The 21,561-nt window shown below is 51.2% G+C and carries 17 protein-coding genes; 13 read left to right on the top strand and 4 right to left on the bottom strand.

Going from position 1 to position 21,561, the window contains the following annotated elements; all coding sequences use genetic code 11:
* Nucleotides 1-121 precede the first annotated feature (121 nt).
* The 3 genes from pflB to ycaO form a co-directional block, all read right to left on the bottom strand.
* Nucleotides 122-2,404: a formate C-acetyltransferase gene (pflB, locus tag BZK41_RS00215; protein WP_003035753.1), complete on the bottom strand. Its 2,283-nt coding sequence runs from the start codon at nucleotides 2,402-2,404 to the stop codon at nucleotides 122-124.
* Between the two features lie 59 nt (nucleotides 2,405-2,463).
* Nucleotides 2,464-3,321: a formate transporter FocA gene (gene focA, locus BZK41_RS00210; RefSeq protein ID WP_003035756.1), complete on the bottom strand. Its 858-nt coding sequence runs from the start codon at nucleotides 3,319-3,321 to the stop codon at nucleotides 2,464-2,466.
* A gap of 404 nt (nucleotides 3,322-3,725) precedes the next feature.
* Nucleotides 3,726-5,486, bottom strand: a complete 1,761-nt coding sequence (gene ycaO, locus BZK41_RS00205; protein WP_079937009.1) for a 30S ribosomal protein S12 methylthiotransferase accessory factor YcaO — start codon at nucleotides 5,484-5,486, stop codon at nucleotides 3,726-3,728.
* A 136-nt stretch (nucleotides 5,487-5,622) separates the two neighbouring features.
* Here ycaO and BZK41_RS00200 point away from each other — a divergent pair, with 136 nt between their 5' ends.
* The 13 genes from BZK41_RS00200 to BZK41_RS00140 all read left to right on the top strand — a co-directional run bounded on the left by BZK41_RS00200 (nucleotide 5,623) and on the right by BZK41_RS00140 (nucleotide 20,595).
* Nucleotides 5,623-6,315, top strand: a complete 693-nt coding sequence (locus BZK41_RS00200; protein WP_079936790.1) for a DUF421 domain-containing protein — start codon at nucleotides 5,623-5,625, stop codon at nucleotides 6,313-6,315.
* A 212-nt stretch (nucleotides 6,316-6,527) separates the two neighbouring features.
* Nucleotides 6,528-7,616, top strand: a complete 1,089-nt coding sequence (gene serC / locus BZK41_RS00195; protein ID WP_032942886.1) for a 3-phosphoserine/phosphohydroxythreonine transaminase — start codon at nucleotides 6,528-6,530, stop codon at nucleotides 7,614-7,616.
* Nucleotides 7,617-7,685: 69 nt separating this feature from the next.
* The gene (gene aroA, locus BZK41_RS00190; protein WP_079936789.1) at nucleotides 7,686-8,969 is read left to right on the top strand and encodes a 3-phosphoshikimate 1-carboxyvinyltransferase; all 1,284 of its coding nucleotides are present in this window, start codon (nucleotides 7,686-7,688) and stop codon (nucleotides 8,967-8,969) included.
* A 171-nt stretch (nucleotides 8,970-9,140) separates the two neighbouring features.
* The gene (cmk, locus tag BZK41_RS00185) at nucleotides 9,141-9,824 is read left to right on the top strand and encodes a (d)CMP kinase (RefSeq protein WP_079936788.1); all 684 of its coding nucleotides are present in this window, start codon (nucleotides 9,141-9,143) and stop codon (nucleotides 9,822-9,824) included.
* Nucleotides 9,825-9,937: 113 nt separating this feature from the next.
* Nucleotides 9,938-11,611, top strand: coding sequence for a 30S ribosomal protein S1 (rpsA, locus tag BZK41_RS00180; protein WP_003035776.1), 1,674 nt, complete (start codon nucleotides 9,938-9,940; stop codon nucleotides 11,609-11,611).
* Nucleotides 11,612-11,770: 159 nt separating this feature from the next.
* On the top strand, nucleotides 11,771-12,055 hold the full coding sequence (gene ihfB, locus BZK41_RS00175; RefSeq protein ID WP_003035780.1) for an integration host factor subunit beta: 285 nt from the start codon (nucleotides 11,771-11,773) through the stop codon (nucleotides 12,053-12,055).
* Nucleotides 12,056-12,261: 206 nt separating this feature from the next.
* A complete protein-coding gene (locus tag BZK41_RS00170; RefSeq protein WP_079936787.1) occupies nucleotides 12,262-14,526 on the top strand; it encodes a ComEC family protein in 2,265 nt (754 codons plus the stop codon).
* A gap of 36 nt (nucleotides 14,527-14,562) precedes the next feature.
* On the top strand, nucleotides 14,563-16,311 hold the full coding sequence (gene msbA / locus BZK41_RS00165; RefSeq protein ID WP_079936786.1) for a lipid A ABC transporter ATP-binding protein/permease MsbA: 1,749 nt from the start codon (nucleotides 14,563-14,565) through the stop codon (nucleotides 16,309-16,311).
* Entirely contained in the window at nucleotides 16,308-17,285 is a 978-nt protein-coding gene (gene lpxK, locus BZK41_RS00160; RefSeq protein WP_079936785.1) for a tetraacyldisaccharide 4'-kinase, read from the top strand. The genes msbA and lpxK overlap by 4 nt, the downstream gene beginning before the upstream one ends.
* 41 nt (nucleotides 17,286-17,326) lie before the next feature.
* Nucleotides 17,327-18,559, top strand: a complete 1,233-nt coding sequence (locus BZK41_RS00155) for a winged helix-turn-helix domain-containing protein (protein WP_079936784.1) — start codon at nucleotides 17,327-17,329, stop codon at nucleotides 18,557-18,559.
* Nucleotides 18,560-18,610: 51 nt separating this feature from the next.
* On the top strand, nucleotides 18,611-18,793 hold the full coding sequence (gene ycaR, locus BZK41_RS00150) for a protein YcaR (RefSeq protein WP_003035793.1): 183 nt from the start codon (nucleotides 18,611-18,613) through the stop codon (nucleotides 18,791-18,793).
* The gene (gene kdsB, locus BZK41_RS00145) at nucleotides 18,790-19,536 is read left to right on the top strand and encodes a 3-deoxy-manno-octulosonate cytidylyltransferase (RefSeq protein WP_003831932.1); all 747 of its coding nucleotides are present in this window, start codon (nucleotides 18,790-18,792) and stop codon (nucleotides 19,534-19,536) included. The genes ycaR and kdsB overlap by 4 nt, the downstream gene beginning before the upstream one ends.
* A 165-nt stretch (nucleotides 19,537-19,701) precedes the next feature.
* Entirely contained in the window at nucleotides 19,702-20,595 is an 894-nt protein-coding gene (locus BZK41_RS00140) for a YcbJ family phosphotransferase (RefSeq protein ID WP_079936783.1), read from the top strand.
* Nucleotides 20,596-20,711: 116 nt separating this feature from the next.
* Here BZK41_RS00140 and elyC read toward each other — a convergent pair whose 3' ends face one another.
* On the bottom strand, nucleotides 20,712-21,476 hold the full coding sequence (gene elyC / locus BZK41_RS00135; RefSeq protein ID WP_079936782.1) for an envelope biogenesis factor ElyC: 765 nt from the start codon (nucleotides 21,474-21,476) through the stop codon (nucleotides 20,712-20,714).
* Nucleotides 21,477-21,561: the final 85 nt, after the last annotated feature.

Here is a 21,561-nt window from a genome sequence, read left to right as displayed (position 1 = left end):
CAACTCGAAATCCATCGAGTATATAAGTATAGATAGCTGACAAAGCAGGCTATTAAAAAGGCCCCACTTACGTGGAGCCTTTATTGTACGCTTTTTAAAGTACGATTTCAGTCAAAACCAATTACATGGTCTGAGTGAAGGTACGAGTAATAACGTCCTGCTGCTGTTCTTTAGTCAGGGAGTTAAAACGTACTGCGTAGCCAGAAACGCGGATGGTCAGCTGCGGATATTTTTCCGGATGTTCCATCGCATCCAGCAGCATTTCACGGTTCATGACGTTCACGTTCAGGTGCTGACCACCTTCGATGGACGCTTCGTGGTGGAAGTAACCATCCATCAGACCCGCCAGGTTGGTCTTACGAACTTCGTCGTCTTTACCCAGAGCGTTCGGAACGATAGAGAAGGTGTAAGAGATACCATCTTTAGCGTAAGCAAACGGCAGTTTAGCAACGGAGGTCAGAGAGGCAACAGCACCTTTCTGGTCACGGCCGTGCATTGGGTTAGCACCCGGTCCGAACGGCGCGCCAGCACGACGACCATCTGGGGTGTTACCAGTTTTCTTACCATAAACCACGTTAGAGGTGATGGTCAGAACAGACTGAGTCGGGATAGCGTTACGATAAGTAGTCAGTTTCTGAATTTTCTTCATGAAACGTTCTACCAGGTCAACCGCCATGTCATCAACGCGAGAGTCGTTGTTACCAAACTGCGGGTATTCGCCTTCGATTTCGAAGTCGATAGCCAGACCGTCTTCGTCACGAATCGGTTTAACTTTCGCATATTTGATTGCAGACAGGGAGTCAGCAGCAACGGACAGACCAGCGATACCACACGCCATGGTGCGGATAACGTCACGGTCGTGCAGCGCCATCAGAGAGGCTTCGTAGCTGTACTTGTCGTGCATGTAGTGGATAACGTTCAGTGCAGTGACGTACTGTTTAGCCAGCCAATCCATGAAGTGATCCATGCGATCCATAACTTCGTCGAAGTTCAGAACGTCGCCTTTGATCGGTTCAGATTTAGGACCAACCTGCATTTTCAGTTTTTCATCAACGCCACCGTTGATTGCGTACAGCATGGTTTTCGCCAGGTTTGCACGCGCACCGAAGAACTGCATTTGTTTACCAACAACCATCGGGCTTACGCAGCAAGCGATAGCGTAGTCGTCGTTGTTGAAGTCCGGACGCATCAGGTCATCGTTCTCATACTGCAGAGAAGAGGTGTCGATGGACACTTTAGCGGCGAATTTCTTGAAGTTCAGAGGCAGTTTTTCAGACCACAGAACAGTGATGTTCGGCTCCGGAGAAGGACCCATGGTGTACAGGGTGTTCAGGAAGCGGAAGCTGTTTTTGGTAACCAGAGTACGGCCATCAACGCCCATACCACCGATTGATTCAGTTGCCCAAATCGGGTCACCGGAGAACAGTTCATCATATTCAGGAGTACGCAGGAAGCGAACCATACGCAGTTTCATGACCAGGTGGTCGATCATTTCCTGTGCGTCTTGCTCGGTGATTTTGCCTGCTTTCAGGTCACGTTCGATGTAAGCATCCAGGAAGGTGGATACGCGACCGAAGGACATTGCTGCACCGTTCTGAGATTTAACTGCGGCCAGGTAGCCGAAGTAAGTCCACTGGATAGCTTCCTGAGCGTTGGTAGCCGGACCAGAGATATCGCAGCCATATTTAGCAGCCATTTCTTTGATCTGACCCAGAGCGCGGTGCTGTTCAGCGATTTCTTCACGCAGACGGATAGTTGCTTCCAGGTTTACGCCGTTTTCCAGATCGGACTGCAGAGAGACGAACTGAGCGTATTTGTCTTTCATCAGGTAGTCGATACCGTACAGCGCAACGCGACGGTAGTCACCGATGATACGGCCACGGCCATACGCATCAGGCAGACCAGTCAGAACACCGGATTTACGGCAGTTCAGAATGTCTTTGGTGTAAACATCGAATACGCCCTGGTTGTGGGTTTTGCGGTATTCGGTGAAGATTTTTTTCAGCATCGGGTCCAGTTCGCGATTGTACGCTTTGCAGGAACCTTCAACCATTTTGATGCCGCCAAACGGAATGATCGCACGTTTCAGCGGAGCTTCAGTCTGCAGACCAACAATCTTCTCGAGCGCTTTGTTGATGTAGCCAGCGTCGTGAGAAGTGATGGTAGAAGCAACGGAGGTGTCAAAGTCAACAGGCGCGTGAGTGCGGTTTTCCTGTTTAACGCCTTCCATCACGCTGTCCCACAGTGCAGTGGTCGCATCAGTTGCGCCAGCCAGGAAGGACTCGTCACCCTCATACGGAGTGTAGTTTTTCTGAATGAAGTCACGTACGTTTACTTCATTCTGCCAGTCACCTTTGGTAAAACCTTCCCAGGCTGTGGCTAACTTTTCATTAAGCTCGGACATGTAACACCTACCTTCTTAAGTGGATTTTTTATTTACTGCGTGTAATGGGCATCATCAGATTAATGATGATCGTTACCACGCAGATAAATGACCCAGTATGTCAACCCGACCAACAAACCGCCGCCGATAATGTTACCGATCGTAACCGGAATCAGGTTATCGGTGATGAAATTCATCACGGTCAGGTGAGAAAAATTCTCCGGAGAAGACCCAACTGCGGTCCAGAATTCCGGGGTGGCGAAATCGCGTATTACAATACCCATAGGGATCATAAACATGTTTGCGATACTGTGCTCAAAACCACTGGCAACAAACATTGCGACCGGTAATACCATGATAAACGCTTTGTCCATCAGGCTGCGGCCCGAGTAGCTCATCCATACGGCCAGACACACCATCAGGTTAGCCAGGATACCAAGGCTCACTGCCTCAACAAAAGTATGGTGCACTTTGTGGTCGGCTGTCTGCAGGACGTTGAGCCCCCACGCGCCGTTGGCGGTCATGTATTCGCCGGAAAGCCACATCAGTAGCACGAAGAGCAAGCAACCAACCAGGTTACCGACATAAACGTTAAGCCAGTTTTTAGCCAATTGGCCCCAGGTAATACGACCACTGGCTTTAGCAACGACGATCAGTACGGTTGAGGTGAAGAGGTCTGCGCCGCAGACAACACAAAGAATCAGCCCCAGGGAAAAGCAGATACCACCTACTAATTTTGCCATGCCGAAAGGCATAGTTCCGGTACCGGTTGTGGCGGTGATATAGAAAACAAAGGCAATTGAAATGAATACACCGGCAGTAATTGCCAGATAGAACGTCTTAAGCGGATGTTTCGTTGCTTTATAGACGCCTGCTTCTTCGGCAACTTTGGCCATTGCAGCAGGTAGAATAAGATCAAAAGGGTTGTCAGCTTTCACACTAACTCTCTCTTTATTAAGTCGGCGACGAGATACTAACAAAGCATTATAGATGAGAATTTGATATAGATCATATCTCGCCTGGCTTATAGGCCCGTAAGACGCATGGTTTTTATGCGATTACGGTGTAACGTGTTGATTATCCATATAAAAATAAATTTTAAAAATTATAAAGTGAGTTGAATTTTTTCTTTCAGCCTCCTGTCGGGCGGTTAATTAAAATGGAGTAATTGAGATAAAAAACCACATTAATAAGCTAAATTTTTTAATATCAACTACTAATATTTAACCTTGTTTTTACATTTATTTTTTGATTTGACCAAAATAAAAAACAGGGCGCTTTAAGCGCCCCGTAATATAGCCCAGACAATACATTTAGCCTACTCGAGGCAAGTTGTTTGTCACTATTTTGACCAGTGTGCAGCTTTCGCGCGTTGCAATTTCTCATAGGCTTTCAGCAGAGACTGATGTGCCGGGAATGCGTGCAGATCGCTGTCTACTGGCTGAAGTCCATAAAATGGCGCTTCACCACTCAGTGCCGCACTTGCCGCTTCAACTGCCTCTGCGCCGTACATGCGGACAAATGCGTTCAGATATTGCAGCGGCTGACGGTCTTCTTCCTGAGACAGCAGCAACAATGTTTGCAGGCAGCGATAGTAGTTTGCACGTTCCGCGCTAAAGACGGAGGCGTTAAATTCCATCGTCCATTCTGTCCACACCAGTGCCTGCTCCAGATCGCCACCGGCCAGCGCCAGCATTACTTTAAGCTCGCCAATACGCAGGGTGTACCAACCGTTATCCGCACCGGTCGCCAGGCCGAGCAGCTCGCGCACGCGGGTGAAGTCGTCAAAACCTTCTTCATCCAACTGTTCAATCAGATTGAGATAGTCTTCTTTATCCCACTCACTGCCTGGCAGAGAGAGAATGGTGTCACGCAGATGGGCGCCCATGGCGTTGTTGGCTAACCACAGATCTTCTGCCGGATAGATGTCAGACATTCCCGGAACAATAATGCGGCACGCGTAAACGCTCAGATGCTCATAGTCAGCGATATACACTTCTTTATCTTCAGCATTGAAGATGGCCATCAGGGTGGCGAACTCTTCTTCCGTGGTGCCGGAGAAATTCCAGTCAACGAACGGATAGTCGGCATCCTGCTTGAACAGATCCCAGGAGATCAGACCGCTGGAATCGATGAAGTGAGTTTCAAGGTTGGTATGTTCTGCCACTTCCTCATCGTCGAAGGTCGGTGGGGTGAAGACATCAAGATCCTTCAGACCACGGCCCTGCAGCAGTTCAGTCACGGTACGCTCCAGCGCAACGCCGAAATCCGGGTGTGCGCCGAAGGAGGCAAAGCAGGTACCGTTGGCCGGGTTGAACAGGACAACGCAAATCACTGGGTACTTGCCGCCCAGCGAGCCATCATAGGCAAAAATTGGGAAACCTTCTGCTTCCAGTGTGGCGATGGACTCCACCACTGCCGGATAGCGCGCCATCACCTCGGCCGGGATTTCCGGCAGGCTGATGCTTTCGGCGATAATGCGGTTCTTCACATGGCGCTCAAAGACTTCAGACAGACCCTGAACGCGAGCTTCGTTAGGCGTGTTACCTGCAGACATGCCGTTAGAAACATACAGGTTGCCGATAATATTCATCGGAATGTAGACGGTCTGGTTATCCGACTGGCGGGTAAACGGCAGGCCGCAGACGCCACGCTCTTCATTACCAGACTGCAGATCGATAAGCATGCTGCCGGTCAGTTCGTTATCTGGATCGTAAAACGCACGCAGACGTGTATCCAGTAAACCTTCTGGAACATCGTCTTCTTCAGTCAGCGGGAACCATTTTTCGTTCGGGTAATGTACGAACGGGCCATTGGCGATAGTTTCGCCCAGCCAGAAATCCGCAAAGAAGTAGTTAGTCGACAGACGCTCAAAGTATTCGCCCAGCGCAGAAGCCAGCGCCGCTTTTTTTGTCGCGCCTTTACCGTTGGTGAAGCACAGCGCGCATTCTTTGTCGCGAATATGTACAGACCAGACGTTAGGGACGGGATTCAACCACGAAGCTTCTTCAATTTGAAAACCGAGGTCGAGCAATTTTTGCTGGAAGCGAGCGATGGAGTCTTCCAGAGCGGCATCTTTGCCGGGGATAAATGTTTGCGTCATGAAAATCACTTTTGTCGTACGGAAAGCGCGCAATGATACGGGTTTTCAATGAATGGCGCTATCGTCGCCGGAGCCCATGCGTAAATAAAAGCATTGGCTATGCTTTCTTACAGCCAACCACGTTTAGAGCATATTAATGAAAGCTTTCGATTTACACCGTATGGCGCTTGATAAGGTGCCCATGGATTTTCTTGGGGAAGTTGCGCTACGCAGCCTTTACACCTTTATATTGGTTTTTCTGTTTTTAAAAATCACCGGACGTCGCGGCGTACGCCAGATGTCGCTTTTTGAAGTGCTGATTATCCTTACGCTGGGTTCCGCCGCGGGAGACGTGGCATTCTATGACGATGTCCCGATGCTGCCGGTGCTGGTGGTCTTTATTACTCTTGCTGTGCTGTATCGGCTGGTGATGTGGCTGATGGCGCATAGTGAAAAAATGGAGGACCTGCTGGAGGGCAAACCTGTTGTGATCATTGAGGACGGTGAGCTGGCATGGTCAAAGCTCAATAGCGCCAATATGACGGAATTTGAATTCTTTATGGAATTACGTTTGAACGGCGTGGAGCAATTGGGACAGGTGAAACTGGCCATTCTGGAGACGAATGGGCAAATCAGCGTCTATTTCTTTGCCGATGAAGACGTAAAGCCGGGGCTCAGTATTCTGCCTAAACGTTGTACGCAACGATTTAAAGTAATACCTGAAGCAGGGAACTATGCCTGCATACGTTGTAGCGAAGTGGTGCAAATGAATGCCGGAGATCATCAATTATGTCCGCGCTGTGCAAATCCAGAATGGTCGAAGGCCAGTCGGGCAAAACGGGTTACCTGACAGCAAAAATCTCGGTTTTTACCCGTCAATCCGATAGATTCTGTTGTGTGACCGATGACACGTTTTTACCCTTGCCAGTTTTACCCATTGCGGCGCGTGTCACTGAATGATAAAACCGATATCCACAGGAATAACTTATACCAATGTCTGTCACCGGATTATCGTCAATGACAGGATGTTGATTGGACAACAACACAACGTGGTGAGGGGAAATGGCTCAGGTCTTCAATTTTAGTTCAGGTCCGGCAATGTTACCGGCAGAAGTACTTAAACTGGCTCAACAGGATCTTTGTGACTGGAACGGTCTTGGCACGTCAGTGATGGAAATTAGCCACCGTGGCAAAGAGTTCATCCAGGTAGCAGAGGAAGCGGAGCAGGATTTTCGCGATCTTCTCAGCATCCCCTCCAACTATAAAGTGTTGTTCTGCCATGGCGGTGGTCGCGGGCAGTTCGCGGGTATCCCGTTAAATATTCTGGGCGATAAAACCACCGCGGATTACGTCGATGCCGGTTATTGGGCCGCCAGTGCAATTAAAGAAGCGAAAAAATACTGCACGCCAAACGTTATTGATGCCAAAGTCACCGTGGACGGCTTGCGTGCTGTTAAGCCGATGAGTGAATGGCAGCTTTCTGATAACGCGGCGTACCTGCACTATTGTCCGAACGAAACCATCGATGGCATTGCGATCGATGAAACGCCGAATTTTGCCAGCAATGTAGTGGTCACGGCGGATCTGTCCTCTACCATTCTTTCCGCACCGCTTGACGTTAGCCGTTATGGCGTAATTTATGCCGGGGCTCAGAAAAACATCGGTCCGGCCGGCCTGACGATTGTCATCGTCCGTGAAGATTTGCTGGGTAAAGCTCATGTCTCATGCCCGTCAATCCTCGACTATACCGTGCTGAATGACAACGATTCCATGTTCAATACACCGCCAACCTTTGCCTGGTATCTGTCTGGCCTGGTCTTTAAATGGCTGAAAAAGCAGGGCGGTGTTAATGCGATGGATAAAATTAACCAGCAAAAAGCGGAACTGCTGTACGGCGTAATTGATAACAGCGATTTCTACCGTAACGATGTGGCGAAATCCAACCGTTCACGCATGAACGTACCGTTCCAGCTGGCTGACAGCGCATTGGATAAACTGTTCCTGGAAGAGTCTTTTGCTGCGGGCCTGCACGCGCTGAAAGGGCATCGTGTGGTCGGCGGTATGCGTGCGTCCATCTACAATGCCATGCCGCTTGAAGGTGTTAAAGCACTGACCGATTTCATGGTCGATTTCGAACGCCGTCGCGGCTAATCTGCTGTACTTTTCATCCCCACAGCCCGTCTGTGGGGTTTTTATGTCTGTTTTTGAGAGTCGAGTTTCATGGAATCCCTGACGTTACAACCCATTGCGCGGGTGGATGGCACCATCAATCTGCCTGGATCCAAAAGTGTTTCTAACCGCGCTTTGCTGCTGGCTGCATTAGCCAATGGCACCACTGTCCTGACCAATCTGCTGGACAGTGATGATGTTCGCCATATGCTCAATGCTCTGAATGCGTTAGGGATTAGCTATACCCTTTCTGCCGATCGTACCTGCTGCGAGATAATTGGCAATGGCGGTGCGCTGCACGCAGAAGGCGCAGTTGAGCTGTTCCTTGGCAACGCCGGAACCGCAATGCGCCCGCTGGCCGCAGCACTATGTCTGGGCAGCAATGACATCGTGCTGACGGGCGAACCGCGCATGAAAGAGCGCCCGATCGGCCATCTGGTTGATGCGCTGCGCCAGGGCGGAGCCAAAATTGATTATCTGGAGCAGGAAAACTATCCACCTTTACGTCTGCGCGGTGGCTTTACCGGAGGCCAGGTTGAGGTAGACGGTAGCGTTTCCAGCCAGTTCCTCACTGCGCTGCTGATGACTGCGCCGCTGGCGCCGCAGGATACGACGATCGCAATTAAAGGTGACCTGGTATCCAAACCTTACATTGATATCACACTGAACCTGATGAAAACGTTTGGTGTTGAAATTGAAAATCAAAACTACCAGCGCTTTGTCGTGAAGGGGCAGCAGCAGTATCAGTCACCGGGTGCATACCTGGTTGAAGGCGATGCTTCTTCCGCTTCCTATTTCCTCGCAGCGGGCGCCATTAAAGGTGGCACGGTAAAAGTTACCGGGATTGGCCGCAACAGCATGCAGGGTGATATTCGTTTTGCTGATGTACTGGAAAAAATGGGTGCGACTATTACATGGGGCGACGATTTCATTGCCTGTACTCACGGCGAGTTGAACGCAGTGGATATGGATATGAACCATATTCCTGATGCGGCGATGACCATTGCAACGGCGGCGCTGTTTGCGAAAGGCACCACGACATTACGTAATATCTACAACTGGCGCGTCAAAGAGACCGATCGTCTGTTCGCGATGGCGACGGAGTTACGCAAAGTGGGCGCGGAAGTGGAAGAGGGGCATGATTTTATCCGCATCACCCCGCCTGCAACATTGCAATTTGCGGACGTCGCGACCTACAACGATCACCGCATGGCGATGTGTTTCTCGCTGGTGGCGCTGTCTGACACGCCGGTGACCATTCTTGACCCAAAATGTACCGCCAAAACCTTCCCGGATTATTTCGAACAGCTGGCTCGTATTAGTACACCTGCCTGATTTTATTGCCGCACTTTCGGGTGCGGCACATTCTGACATCTCCGATTGCCTATTTATTCTACACTCAGCTTCAATGATTCTGCATTTTTCACACAAAGATAACGATCGTTGGCGTTGGCGCGTATAATGCGCGGCGTTCACGTTAATGTACGCCCGTTTAAGGAGAAAAAGATGACGGCAATTGCCCCGGTTATTACCATTGATGGCCCAAGCGGTGCAGGTAAAGGCACCTTGTGCAAGGCAATGGCGGAAGCATTGCAGTGGCATCTGTTAGATTCAGGCGCGATCTACCGCGTACTGGCGCTCGCAGCGTTACATCACCATGTTGATGTCACATCTGAAGATGCTCTGGTACCGCTTGCCACACACCTGGATGTGCGTTTTATCTCAACAGACGGCAACCTTGAAGTCATTCTTGAAGGTGAAGATGTCAGTGGTGAAATACGTACCCAGGAAGTGGCGAATGCCGCCTCTCAGGTCGCGGCTTTTCCCCGCGTGCGTGAAGCGCTTTTACGTCGTCAACGCGCGTTTCGCGAAACCCCAGGTCTGATTGCCGATGGACGTGATATGGGAACCGTGGTGTTCCCGGATGCGCCGGTGAAAATTTTTCTGGACGCCTCCTCGAAAGAACGTGCGCATAGACGTATGCTACAGTTGCAGGAGAAGGGCTTTAGTGTTAACTTTGAACGCCTTTTGGCCGAGATCGAAGAACGCGATTATCGCGATCGTAACCGTGCTGTAGCGCCGCTGGTTCCCGCTGCTGATGCTTTAGTTTTGGATTCAACCCGATTAAGCATTGAGCAAGTGATTGAAAAAGCGTTACAATACGCGCGCCAAAAACTGGCTCTCGCTTAAGTGCGACCGAATTTGCAGTACCCCCGTTGCAATGGATTGACAGCGGGTATGTTAAACAACCCCATCCGGCATGGAGCCAGGTGGACGTTAAATATGAAACCTGAAGATTAAACATGACTGAATCTTTTGCTCAACTGTTTGAAGAATCCTTAAAAGAAATCGAAACCCGTCCGGGTTCCATCGTTCGTGGTGTTGTTGTTGCTATCGACAAAGACGTAGTACTGGTTGACGCTGGTCTGAAATCTGAGTCCGCCATTCCGGCAGAGCAGTTCAAAAACGCCCAGGGCGAGCTGGAAATCCAGGTTGGTGACGAAGTTGACGTTGCTCTGGATGCAGTAGAAGACGGCTTCGGTGAAACCCTGCTGTCCCGTGAAAAAGCTAAACGTCACGAAGCTTGGATCACGCTGGAAAAAGCTTACGAAGAAGCTGCAACCGTTACTGGTGTTATCAATGGCAAAGTCAAGGGTGGCTTCACTGTTGAGCTGAATGGTATTCGCGCGTTCCTGCCGGGTTCCCTGGTAGACGTTCGTCCGGTCCGCGACACGCTGCACCTGGAAGGCAAAGAGCTTGAATTCAAAGTAATCAAGCTGGATCAGAAGCGTAACAACGTTGTTGTTTCCCGTCGTGCCGTTATCGAATCCGAAAACAGCGCAGAACGCGATCAGCTGCTGGAAAACCTGCAGGAAGGCATGGAAGTTAAAGGTATCGTTAAGAACCTCACTGACTACGGTGCATTCGTTGATCTGGGTGGCGTTGACGGCCTGCTGCACATCACCGACATGGCATGGAAACGCGTTAAGCATCCGAGCGAAATCGTAAACGTTGGCGACGAAATCACTGTTAAAGTGCTGAAGTTCGACCGCGAGCGTACTCGTGTATCTCTGGGCCTGAAACAGCTGGGCGAAGATCCATGGGTAGCTATCGCTAAGCGTTATCCGGAAGGTACCAAACTGACTGGTCGCGTGACCAACCTGACCGATTACGGCTGCTTCGTTGAAATCGAAGAAGGCGTTGAAGGCCTGGTTCACGTTTCCGAAATGGATTGGACCAACAAAAACATCCATCCGTCCAAAGTTGTTAACGTTGGCGATGTAGTGGAAGTTATGGTTCTGGATATCGACGAAGAACGTCGTCGTATCTCCCTGGGTCTGAAGCAGTGCAAAAACAACCCATGGCAGCAGTTCGCGGAAACCCACAACAAGGGCGACCGTGTTGAAGGTAAAATCAAGTCTATCACTGACTTCGGTATCTTCATCGGCCTGGACGGCGGCATCGACGGCCTGGTTCACCTGTCTGACATCTCCTGGAACGTTGCAGGCGAAGAAGCAGTTCGTGAATACAAAAAAGGCGACGAAATCGCAGCAGTTGTTCTGCAGGTTGACGCAGAGCGTGAGCGTATCTCTCTGGGCGTTAAACAGCTCGCAGAAGATCCGTTCAACAACTGGGTTGCACTGAACAAGAAAGGCGCAATCGTAAACGGTAAAGTCACTGCAGTTGACGCTAAAGGCGCAACCGTAGAACTGGCTGACGGCGTTGAAGGTTACCTGCGCGCTTCTGAAGCTTCACGTGACCGCGTTGAAGATGCAACTCTGGTTCTGAGCGTAGGCGACGACGTTGAAGCTAAATTCACCGGCGTTGATCGTAAGAACCGTGCAATCAGCCTGTCTGTTCGTGCTAAAGACGAAGCTGATGAGAAAGATGCAATCGCAACTGTTAACAAACAGGAAGATGCTAACTTCTCTAACAACGCAATGGCTGAAGCTTTCAAAGCAGCTAAAGGCGAGTAATATCGAGTGCTCTAAATCCTTTGTGCTGTTAACAGCACAAAGGGTGACGAGTAGCTTGACAGATTACAGGATTCGTCCTGTAATCAATGACAAAGGGCGGCTACGGCCGCCCTTAATCAATGCAGCAGCTAATTATGCCTTTAAGGAACCGGAGGAATCATGACCAAGTCAGAATTGATTGAAAGACTTGCAACCCAGCAACCTCATATTCCCGCGAAAGCGGTTGAAGATGCAGTTAAAGAGATGCTGGAACATATGGCCTCGACTCTTGCGCAGGGCGAGCGTATTGAAATCCGCGGTTTCGGCAGCTTCTCTTTGCATTACCGCGCACCACGCACCGGACGTAATCCGAAGACCGGCGATAAAGTGGATCTGGAAGGGAAATACGTTCCGCACTTTAAACCAGGTAAAGAATTGCGCGATCGCGCCAATATTTACGGTTAAGTTTTTAGCGAGACTTAACGCCGAGAAAAGCACCCAAATGGGTGCTTTTTTCATTTCTGTCCGCCTATCCTGGAATCCTCATCCCAGTTAATTTGTACGTTACAACCACCACTGAATGTCTGCGGAACTCAGGTCGTATAACGATAAATTTATGCCAGACAACCGTCGAAGAGTACTGCACACTCCCTGTAACAGGGAGGTGATTGATGAAAATAACAACGGTGAGTACCTGTGCATTATTCGGCATTCTCCCACTCATGCTATTACCTACGCTGCCAGGCATGTTGTGTATCGGTATTGTATTTTGTCTGGCATGTCTGCTCTGTTTTCTCCCCCACAAATATATACGTTCCGTCGGAATAACCCTGCTGTTTTTTCTTTGGGGAATCCTGGCCGCGAAAGAGGCTCTGTGGGCCGGTAATACACTGCCTGCGAAAACCCAGCAAGCCATTGTGCGGATAACTGGAACTGACAATATAACAACGCACTACGGCCAGATCACTCACCTTCAGGGGAAACGAATCTTTCCTGCGCAAGGAGTCGTCTTGTACGGGCAGTATTTACCCGGTGATGTTTGTGCGGGTCAGACATGGGCGATGACGTTGAAAGTCCGCGCCGTACACGGTCAATTAAACGAAGGCGGATTTGATAGCCAGCGTTACGCGTTGGCGCAGCATCAACCGCTGACGGGACGATTCTTGCAGGCTTCGGTAATCACACCACAATGCAGTTTGCGTTCTCGGTATCTCACCTCGCTGAAAACGGCACTTGCCGACTATCCCTGGCAGCAGGTCATACTGGGTCTGGGAATGGGGGAGCGCTTGTCCGTGTCACAAGAGGTGAAAACGATTATGCGTGATACCGGCACGGCTCATTTGATGGCAATCTCCGGGCTGCATATTGCATTTGCCGCATTACTGGCCGCAGGATTGATACGTGCTGGACAATTTTTTATGCCAACAAGGTGGATTTGCTGGCAGATGCCATTAGTGGGTGGGATTGTCTGCGCCACATTTTATGCCTGGCTGACGGGGCTGCAACCCCCGGCATTACGAACGGTTGTTGCGCTGCTAGTCTGGGGGGCGCTGAGACTTAGCGGCAGGCAGTGGAGTGGATGGTCGGTCTGGATTTGCTGTCTGGCAGCCATTCTGGTGGTGGATCCTGTTGCTGTTCTTTCGCAAAGCCTATGGTTGTCTGCATCCGCCGTTGCGGCACTGCTGTTCTGGTACCAATGGGTACCGCTCCCGGACTGGCCGCTGTCGCGTGCTGGACGTCAATTTCTGGCGCTGGCGCATCTGCAATTGGGTATTACGCTTCTGCTTCTTCCCGTACAGATCGCAATGTTTCACGGTTTTAGTCTGACCTCGTTTCTGGCTAATTTGTTTGCTGTCCCTTTGGTCACGTTTGTTTCCGTACCCTTGATATTAGCAGGTATGATCGTGCACTTAGCCGGGTCGATGATGATTGAGTCGAACCTGTGGTATCTAGCGGATCGTTCTCTGGCGCTGCTATTTTGGGGGCTCAGGAGCCTGCCTGAAGGGTGGGTTAATATTGATGCACGCTGGCAATGGCTCGCATTTTTACCCGGAATGATGATTATCGCATGGCGACTAAATATCTTGCGTACGCTACCGGTGGTCTGTTTCTCTGTGCTCCTTTTGCTGAGTGGGCCTCTTTGGCGAGCACCGCGTACAGATGTGTGGCAAGTGCATATGCTGGATGTCGGGCAGGGGCTGGCGATGGTGATCGCGCGTAATGGGAAAGCGCTGCTTTACGACACCGGTCTGGCATGGCCTGAAGGCGATTGCGCGCAACAGCTGATTATTCCCTGGTTGCGTTGGCATAATCTGGAGCCGGAAGGGGTCATTTTAAGCCATGAGCATATGGATCATCGTGGCGGGTTGCGTTCGCTGCAGCAAGTCTGGCCGTCGCTATGGATAAGAAGTCCGCTGGGCTGGAAAGACCATCTCCCGTGTTTTCGCGGAGAACGTTGGCAATGGCAAGGGTTAACCTTCAGTGCGCACTGGCCTGTGCGTGGAAATACAGGGCAGGGGAATAACCACTCCTGCGTGGTTAAGGTTGATGACGGGTATCAGAGTATTCTGCTGACCGGGGATATTGAGTCCCCCGCTGAACAAAAAATGCTAAGTCACTATTGGCAGCACCTTCAGTCGACGGTGATGCAGGTTCCGCATCATGGCAGCAATACCTCATCATCATTAGCATTGATTCAGCGGGTCGGCGGACAGGCCGCGTTGGCCTCCGCATCCCGTTACAATGCCTGGCGTCTGCCATCCTGGAAAGTGAAGCAACGTTATCGGCAACAAAACTATCAGTGGCTGGATACACCACATCAGGGGCAGATTACGCTGGATTTTTACCAAAAAAACTGGCGAATACGCAGCATGCGGGATCAGATTTTACCTCGTTGGTATCATCAGTGGTTTGGCGTGTCGGAGGATAACGGGTAGAATATGCGGCTATTCTAACAAATGCTGGTTTTTTGAATGCATAACGATAAAGATCTCTCTACGTGGCAGACGTTTCGCCGACTATGGCCAACCATAGCGCCTTTTAAATCGGGTCTGATCGTGGCGGGTATAGCGTTAGTCCTTAACGCGGCCAGCGATACCTTCATGTTATCGCTCCTTAAGCCATTACTGGATGATGGTTTTGGTAAAACTGATCGCTCGGTGCTGCTGTGGATGCCACTGGTGGTCATTGGGCTGATGATAGTTCGTGGCTTAACCAGCTATGTCTCCAGCTACTGTATCTCATGGGTGTCAGGCAAAGTGGTTATGACCATGCGCCGCCGCCTGTTTGGCCATATGATGGGCATGCCCGTCTCATTTTTTGATAAACAGTCTACAGGGACATTGTTATCGCGTATTACCTATGATTCAGAGCAGGTTGCGTCATCGTCTTCCGGCGCGCTGATCACCGTGGTACGTGAAGGGGCCTCAATCATTGGCCTGTTTATCATGATGTTCTATTACAGCTGGCAGCTGTCACTGATCCTGATTGTACTGGCGCCAATTGTGTCAGTGGCAATCCGTGTAGTTTCCAAGCGCTTTCGCAGCATCAGTAAAAACATGCAAAACACCATGGGGCAGGTTACGACCAGTGCGGAGCAGATGCTGAAAGGCCACAAAGAAGTTCTGATTTTTGGTGGTCAGGAAGTCGAAACCAAGCGCTTTGATAAGGTCAGCAACAAGATGCGTTTGCAGGGCATGAAGATGGTTTCCGCTTCTTCTATCTCCGACCCTATTATCCAGCTGATTGCGTCTTTGGCACTGGCCTTTGTGTTATATGCGGCCAGCTTCCCAAGCATAATGGAAAACCTGACAGCAGGGACTATTACGGTTGTCTTCTCCTCAATGATCGCATTAATGCGTCCGTTGAAATCGCTGACCAACGTCAACGCGCAGTTCCAGCGCGGTATGGCGGCATGCCAGACCTTATTTACGATTCTGGATAGCGAGCAGGAGAAAGATGAAGGTAAACGCGTTATCGAGCGTGCTACTGGCGATCTTGAGTTCCGCAACGTGACTTTCACTTATCCGGGACGTGAAGTACCGGCTCTGCGTAACATCAATCTGAATATTCCAGCGGGCAAAACCGTTGCTCTGGTTGGCCGTTCGGGCTCAGGAAAATCCACTCTCGCCAGCCTGATTACGCGCTTCTACGATGTTGATGAAGGGCAGATTCTGATGGACGGACACGATCTGCGCGAATATACCCTGGCATCGTTGCGCGATCAGGTTGCGTTGGTTTCGCAGAATGTGCACCTGTTTAACGATACGGTTGCCAACAACATCGCCTACGCGCGTACCGATATGTACAGCCGTGAGCAGATCGAAAAAGCGGCGCAGATGGCCTACGCCATGGACTTCATCAACAAGATGGACAATGGCCTGGATACGGTGATTGGTGAAAACGGCGTCCTGCTTTCCGGCGGACAACGTCAGCGTATCGCTATCGCCCGTGCCTTGTTGCGTGACAGCCCAATTCTGATCCTTGATGAAGCAACATCGGCTCTTGATACTGAATCTGAACGCGCGATTCAGTCTGCGCTGGATGAGCTACAGAAAAACCGTACTTCTCTGGTCATTGCTCACCGTCTTTCAACCATTGAACAAGCCGACGAAATCATCGTGGTGGAGGATGGTCTGATTGTCGAACGCGGAACCCATAGCGAGCTGATTGAGCAGCGCGGGGTGTATGCGCAATTACACAAAATGCAATTTGGTCAATGATCGCACGTATCTGGTCTGGTGAATCGCCGTTGTGGCGATTGTTACTTCCACTCTCCTGGCTGTATGGCCTGGTGAGTGGCGCGATCCGCTTATGCTACAAGTTGGGGCTTAAACGCGCATGGCGCGCGCCAGTCCCGGTTGTGGTGGTCGGAAACCTTACCGCGGGCGGAAACGGTAAAACGCCGGTGGTGATTTGGTTGGTAGAACAACTGCGACAACGCGGGATTCGCGTGGGTGTGGTGTCGCGTGGTTATGGCGGGAAAGCGACTGCTTACCCGCTGTTGCTAACCGCTGATACCACTACCGCAGAAGCGGGCGATGAACCTGTGCTGATCGCCCAACGTACCGGTGTGCCGGTAGCGGTATCCCCGGTAAGATCGGATGCGGTAAAAGCCATTTTGGCCCAACACGACGTGCAGATTATTGTGACGGACGATGGGCTACAGCACTATCGTCTGGCGCGAGATGTTGAAATCGTAGTCATTGACGGCGAACGTCGGTTTGGCAACGGCTGGTGGCTTCCCGCTGGTCCTATGCGGGAACGCGCGGGTCGCCTTAAATCGGTGGATGCGACTATTGTTAACGGTGGCGTTGCGCAGCCAGGGGAAATCCCTATGCGACTTGAACCGGGGCTGGCCGTTAATTTACGTACAGGTGAACGCTGTGATGTGGCGCAATTGTCCAATATTGTCGCCATGGCGGGCATTGGTCATCCACCGCGTTTTTTTGCCACGCTGAAAGCATGCGGTGCCAGCGTGCAAAAAAGCATTGCGCTGGCAGACCATCAGTCTCTGACCTACAGTGACGTCAGTGCGTTTGTAGACGCCGGGCAAACGCTGGTAATGACGGAAAAAGATGCGGTTAAGTGCCGGGCATTTGCCGATGAAAACTGGTGGTATTTACCTGTTGACGCACATTTGTCAGGCGATCGGCCTGATGTATTGCTGAATAGCTTAATCTCGCTGACTCGCTAACTGATTCACGCTGCGGCAGCGAATCATTTATGAGGCCATAAATGTCGTTGCCGCGCCTTTCTCTGACGGATGCCCGTCATCTTCACCTTGCTGCTCAAGGTCTGCTGAAAAAAACACGCCGCCGGGCAACACCGGCAGATATTCTCGCGACCATTTCGCGCATGTCGTTACTGCAAATCGACACCATCAATATTGTGGCGCGCAGTCCTTACCTGGTGCTGTTTAGTCGTTTAGGCGATTATTCACCCCAGTGGCTGGACGACTCGCTACAGCAGGGCGAACTGATGGAATACTGGGCGCACGAGGCCTGCTTTTTGCCGCGCAGCGATTTTATGCTGATACGTCACCGCATGCTGGCCCCAGAGAACATGGGCTGGAAATATAAAGCGGCGTGGATGAAAGAGCATGCGCTTGAGATTGAGCAACTGCTCCAGCACATCCAGCATAACGGACCGGTACGCTCAGTTGATTTTGAGCATCCGCGCAAAGGTACCAGCGGCTGGTGGGAATGGAAACCGCAAAAGCGTCATCTTGAAGGGTTGTTTACCGCCGGGAAAGTGATGGTCGTGGAACGGCGTAATTTCCAGCGAGTGTATGATTTAACCCATCGCGTCATGCCACACTGGGACGATGAACGTGACCCACTTTCGCAGGAAGATGCTGAAAGCGTCATGCTGGATAACAGCGCCCGCAGTCTGGGGATTTTCCGCGAACAATGGTTGGCAGACTACTACCGCCTGAAGCGCCCGGCGCTAAAAAACTGGTGCAACGAACGGGCGGAACAGCAACAGATTATTCCTGTCGACGTTGAAGGGCTTGGAACTCTGTGGCTGCATAGCCACCTTCAGCCGCTGCTTGAACAGGCGCTGGCGGGCAAATTAACGGCGACACACAGCGCAGTATTATCGCCTTTTGATCCGGTGGTCTGGGATCGTAAACGGGCAGAGCAGCTATTCGATTTTAGCTATCGGCTGGAGTGTTACACGCCAGCACCAAAACGTCAGTACGGTTATTTCGTCTTACCGCTGCTGCATCGCGGACAGTTAGTTGGGCGGATGGATGCCAAAATGCACCGCAAAACAGGTGTGCTGGACGTTATTTCGCTGTGGTTACAGGATGGGGTTAAGCCTGGGGTGACGTTGCAAAAAGGATTGTTTCAGGCGATTGACGATTTTGCCCGCTGGCAGCAGGCAACACGCGTGACGTTGGGACGTTATCCTGAAGGTTTATTTGCTGATGCACGCCATGGTTGGGAAATAGACCCAGCCCTTTAAGCGATTATGTTAATATTTACGGATTCACAATCCGGTCCATCTGGAGGAACTATGGATCATCGTCTGCTTGAAATCATTGCCTGCCCGGTATGCAATGGCAAACTCTGGTTTAACCAGGAAAAACAGGAACTGATTTGTAAACTGGATAACCTTGCTTTCCCACTGCGTGATGGCATTCCCGTGTTACTGGAAACCGAAGCCCGCGTTCTGACTGCTGATGAGAGTAAATCATGAGTTTTGTGGTCATTATTCCTGCGCGTTATGCGTCCACACGTTTGCCGGGCAAGCCGTTGCTGGATATCAACGGTAAGCCGATGATCGTGCATGTGTTGGAGCGTGCACGTGAATCTGGCGCTGAACGTATTATCGTGGCGACCGATCATGAAGATGTCGCTCGCGCGGTAGAAGCGGTGGGGGGCGAAGTATGCATGACCCGCGCCGATCACCAGTCTGGTACGGAGCGCCTGGCGGAAGTCGTCGAGAAATGTGGTTTTAGCGATGATACCGTTATTGTGAACGTACAGGGTGATGAGCCGATGATTCCGGCGGTCATTATTCGCCAGGTGGCTGAGAATCTGGCGCAACGTCAGGTCGGTATGGCGACTCTTGCGGCTCCGATTCACAGTGCGGAAGAGGCATTTAATCCGAATGCGGTAAAAGTCGTTTTGGATGCTGAAGGATATGCGCTCTATTTTTCACGCGCGACCATCCCATGGGATCGCGATCGTTTCGCCAAAAGTCTGGAAACGGTGGGCGACACCTTCCTGCGCCATCTGGGCATTTACGGCTATCGTGCCGGTTTTATTCGCCGCTATGTTAACTGGCAGCCTAGCCCGCTTGAGCATATCGAAATGCTGGAGCAGCTGCGAGTGCTGTGGTACGGCGAAAAAATTCACGTTGCCGTCGCAAAAGAAGTCCCGGGTACCGGCGTAGACACTGCCGAAGATCTCGAGCGCGTTCGCGCCGAAATGCATTAGTTTTTCTCACGGCACTCCCCCCATATTGAGGTGTATTTTTGGGAGGAGTGTCGTATCGTTGCGCTTTCCCTCCACTTTTCTTTTCATCAATTGATCTCATCCGGGTGACATCTGTCTGCTCGACGCTCATTATGAAAGCAGTAGCATTTATGAGGGCAATCTGAAATGGAACAGTTGCGTGCCGAACTCAGCCACCTGCTGGGCGAAAAACTCAGTCGCATAGAATGCGTGAATGAAAAAGTGGATACGGCCCTGTGGTCACTGTACGACAGCCAGGGAAATCCGATGCCGCTGATGGCGAGAAGTTTCACCACGCCAGGTATGGCGCAGCAGCTGGCTTGGAAAACCTCCATGTTGGCGCGCAGCGGTACGGTGCGTATGCCCGTCATTTACGGGGTCTTAACCCACGAAGAGCATCCCGGCCCCGATGTGTTACTGCTTGAGCGTTTACGTGGCGTGCCGGTGGAAGCGCCAGCCCGAACGCCCGAACGCTGGGAACATTTAAAAGATCAGATCGTAGAAGGTCTGCTGTCATGGCATCGGCAGGATAGCCGTGGCTGCGTGGGAATGGTGGATAACACGCAAGAGAATATCTGGCCATCCTGGTATCGCCAACGTGTTGAGGTACTGTGGACCACGTTAAATCAGTTCAACAATACTGGCTTGACGATGCAGGATAAGCGGATCCTGTTTCGCACCCGTGAGTGTTTGCCCGCTTTATTTGAAGGATTCAATGATAACTGCGTGCTGATCCACGGTAATTTTAGTTTACGTAGCATGCTCAAAGACGCCCGTAGCGATCAGCTTCTGGCTATGGTGGGACCGGGGTTGATGCTGTGGGCGCCCAGAGAGTATGAATTGTTCCGTTTAATGGATAACGCGCTGGCAGAAAGTCTGCTTTGGCAATACCTGCAACGCGCGCCCGTGGCGGAGTCCTTCATCTGGCGGCGCTGGTTGTATGTGTTATGGGATGAAGTGACGCAACTGGTCAACACCGGACGTTTTAATCGCTCCAACTTTGACCTGGCAACAAAATCATTACTGCCGTGGCTCGCCTGACTATCCCGTTGCGGCATTGCCGGATGGCGGCGTGAGCGCCTTGTCCGGCCTACAATTCTGCGCTGAACACGCAGGACTGATAAGACGCGGTAGCGTCTTATCAGACAACATTTCTGTCAATGTTCTGATCCCTTTAGCCACTGCCAGATTCGCCCCAACGTTTCGTAACCAACACGATCGCTGTGCATCAACCAGACGGGAGAGGGGATCGCGCGCTCCCACGGATTAAGCGGTGAATTAATCGCTAACTGGTTGGCTGGCGCGGGCAGCGGATGTAACCCGGCCTGCTGGAAGAAGATCATCGCCCGCGGTAAGTGTGAGGCAGACGTTACCAGCAGGAAAGGCGCATTGCCGATGGCCTGCTTTACCGCTGCGGCTTCTTCTTCAGTATCTTTGGGGTGATCCAGCGTGATGATATCACCGGGCGGAACCCCCAGCGACTGTGCCACGCGGGCACCAACTTCTGCCGCACTCACGGTGTTGGTCTTTGCAATGCCTCCTGTGAAGATCAGTTTCGATCCTGGATTGGCTCGCCACAAACGCAGACCTTCATTCAGACGCGGAAGACTGTTGCTGATCAGGTTTGAACTTGGTGCCCACTGAGGATTCCAGGTATACCCTCCGCCCAGCACCACAATGTATTCCACTTTTTGTGTATCCTGCCAGGTTGGATAGCTGTCCTCAATCGGTTTCAGCAGACTATCGGCGACGGGTTGCAAACTAAGCAGTAAAAGCGCCAGCCAACTCAGGCTAATACACACTTTCCCTGTTTTTTGAAAGCGGCTAAACCAGAGCAGAGCCAGGCCTATGCCCATCATTATTAACATCAGTGGCAGCGGCAGCATCATACCGCCAATCACTTTCTTCAGCGTAAAAAGCATCCTTTTTGGTTCCTTTTTTAACCATACAGCAGGGGATCTGCAGCGATATTACACCAGGAAGGTTCATTCTCGCCGCGGGTGTGAC

It is taken from the genome of Citrobacter sp. A316 (genome assembly GCF_002042945.1).
In the GTDB taxonomy this organism is placed as follows: Bacteria; Pseudomonadota; Gammaproteobacteria; order Enterobacterales; family Enterobacteriaceae; genus Citrobacter; species Citrobacter portucalensis.
The sequence above is the reverse complement of the archived record's forward strand: the minus strand, read 5'-3'. Positions and strand labels throughout refer to the sequence as shown.

Excerpts from the sequence above, each read along its gene's own strand:
- pflB (WP_003035753.1), bottom strand. The coding sequence starts at position 2,404 with ATGTCCGAGCTTAATGAAAAGTTAGCCACAGCCTGGGAAGGTTTTACC.
- BZK41_RS00140 (WP_079936783.1), top strand. The coding sequence starts at position 19,702 with ATGGAACAGTTGCGTGCCGAACTCAGCCACCTGCTGGGCGAAAAACTC.
- rpsA (WP_003035776.1), top strand. The coding sequence starts at position 9,938 with ATGACTGAATCTTTTGCTCAACTGTTTGAAGAATCCTTAAAAGAAATC.
- kdsB (WP_003831932.1), top strand. The coding sequence starts at position 18,790 with ATGAGTTTTGTGGTCATTATTCCTGCGCGTTATGCGTCCACACGTTTG.
- aroA (WP_079936789.1), top strand. The coding sequence starts at position 7,686 with ATGGAATCCCTGACGTTACAACCCATTGCGCGGGTGGATGGCACCATC.
- cmk (WP_079936788.1), top strand. The coding sequence starts at position 9,141 with ATGACGGCAATTGCCCCGGTTATTACCATTGATGGCCCAAGCGGTGCA.
- msbA (WP_079936786.1), top strand. The coding sequence starts at position 14,563 with ATGCATAACGATAAAGATCTCTCTACGTGGCAGACGTTTCGCCGACTA.
- ycaR (WP_003035793.1), top strand. The coding sequence starts at position 18,611 with ATGGATCATCGTCTGCTTGAAATCATTGCCTGCCCGGTATGCAATGGC.
- serC (WP_032942886.1), top strand. The coding sequence starts at position 6,528 with ATGGCTCAGGTCTTCAATTTTAGTTCAGGTCCGGCAATGTTACCGGCA.
- ycaO (WP_079937009.1), bottom strand. The coding sequence starts at position 5,486 with ATGACGCAAACATTTATCCCCGGCAAAGATGCCGCTCTGGAAGACTCC.
- elyC (WP_079936782.1), bottom strand. The coding sequence starts at position 21,476 with ATGCTTTTTACGCTGAAGAAAGTGATTGGCGGTATGATGCTGCCGCTG.
- BZK41_RS00200 (WP_079936790.1), top strand. The coding sequence starts at position 5,623 with ATGAAAGCTTTCGATTTACACCGTATGGCGCTTGATAAGGTGCCCATG.
- ihfB (WP_003035780.1), top strand. The coding sequence starts at position 11,771 with ATGACCAAGTCAGAATTGATTGAAAGACTTGCAACCCAGCAACCTCAT.
- lpxK (WP_079936785.1), top strand. The coding sequence starts at position 16,308 with ATGATCGCACGTATCTGGTCTGGTGAATCGCCGTTGTGGCGATTGTTA.
- BZK41_RS00170 (WP_079936787.1), top strand. The coding sequence starts at position 12,262 with ATGAAAATAACAACGGTGAGTACCTGTGCATTATTCGGCATTCTCCCA.
- BZK41_RS00155 (WP_079936784.1), top strand. The coding sequence starts at position 17,327 with ATGTCGTTGCCGCGCCTTTCTCTGACGGATGCCCGTCATCTTCACCTT.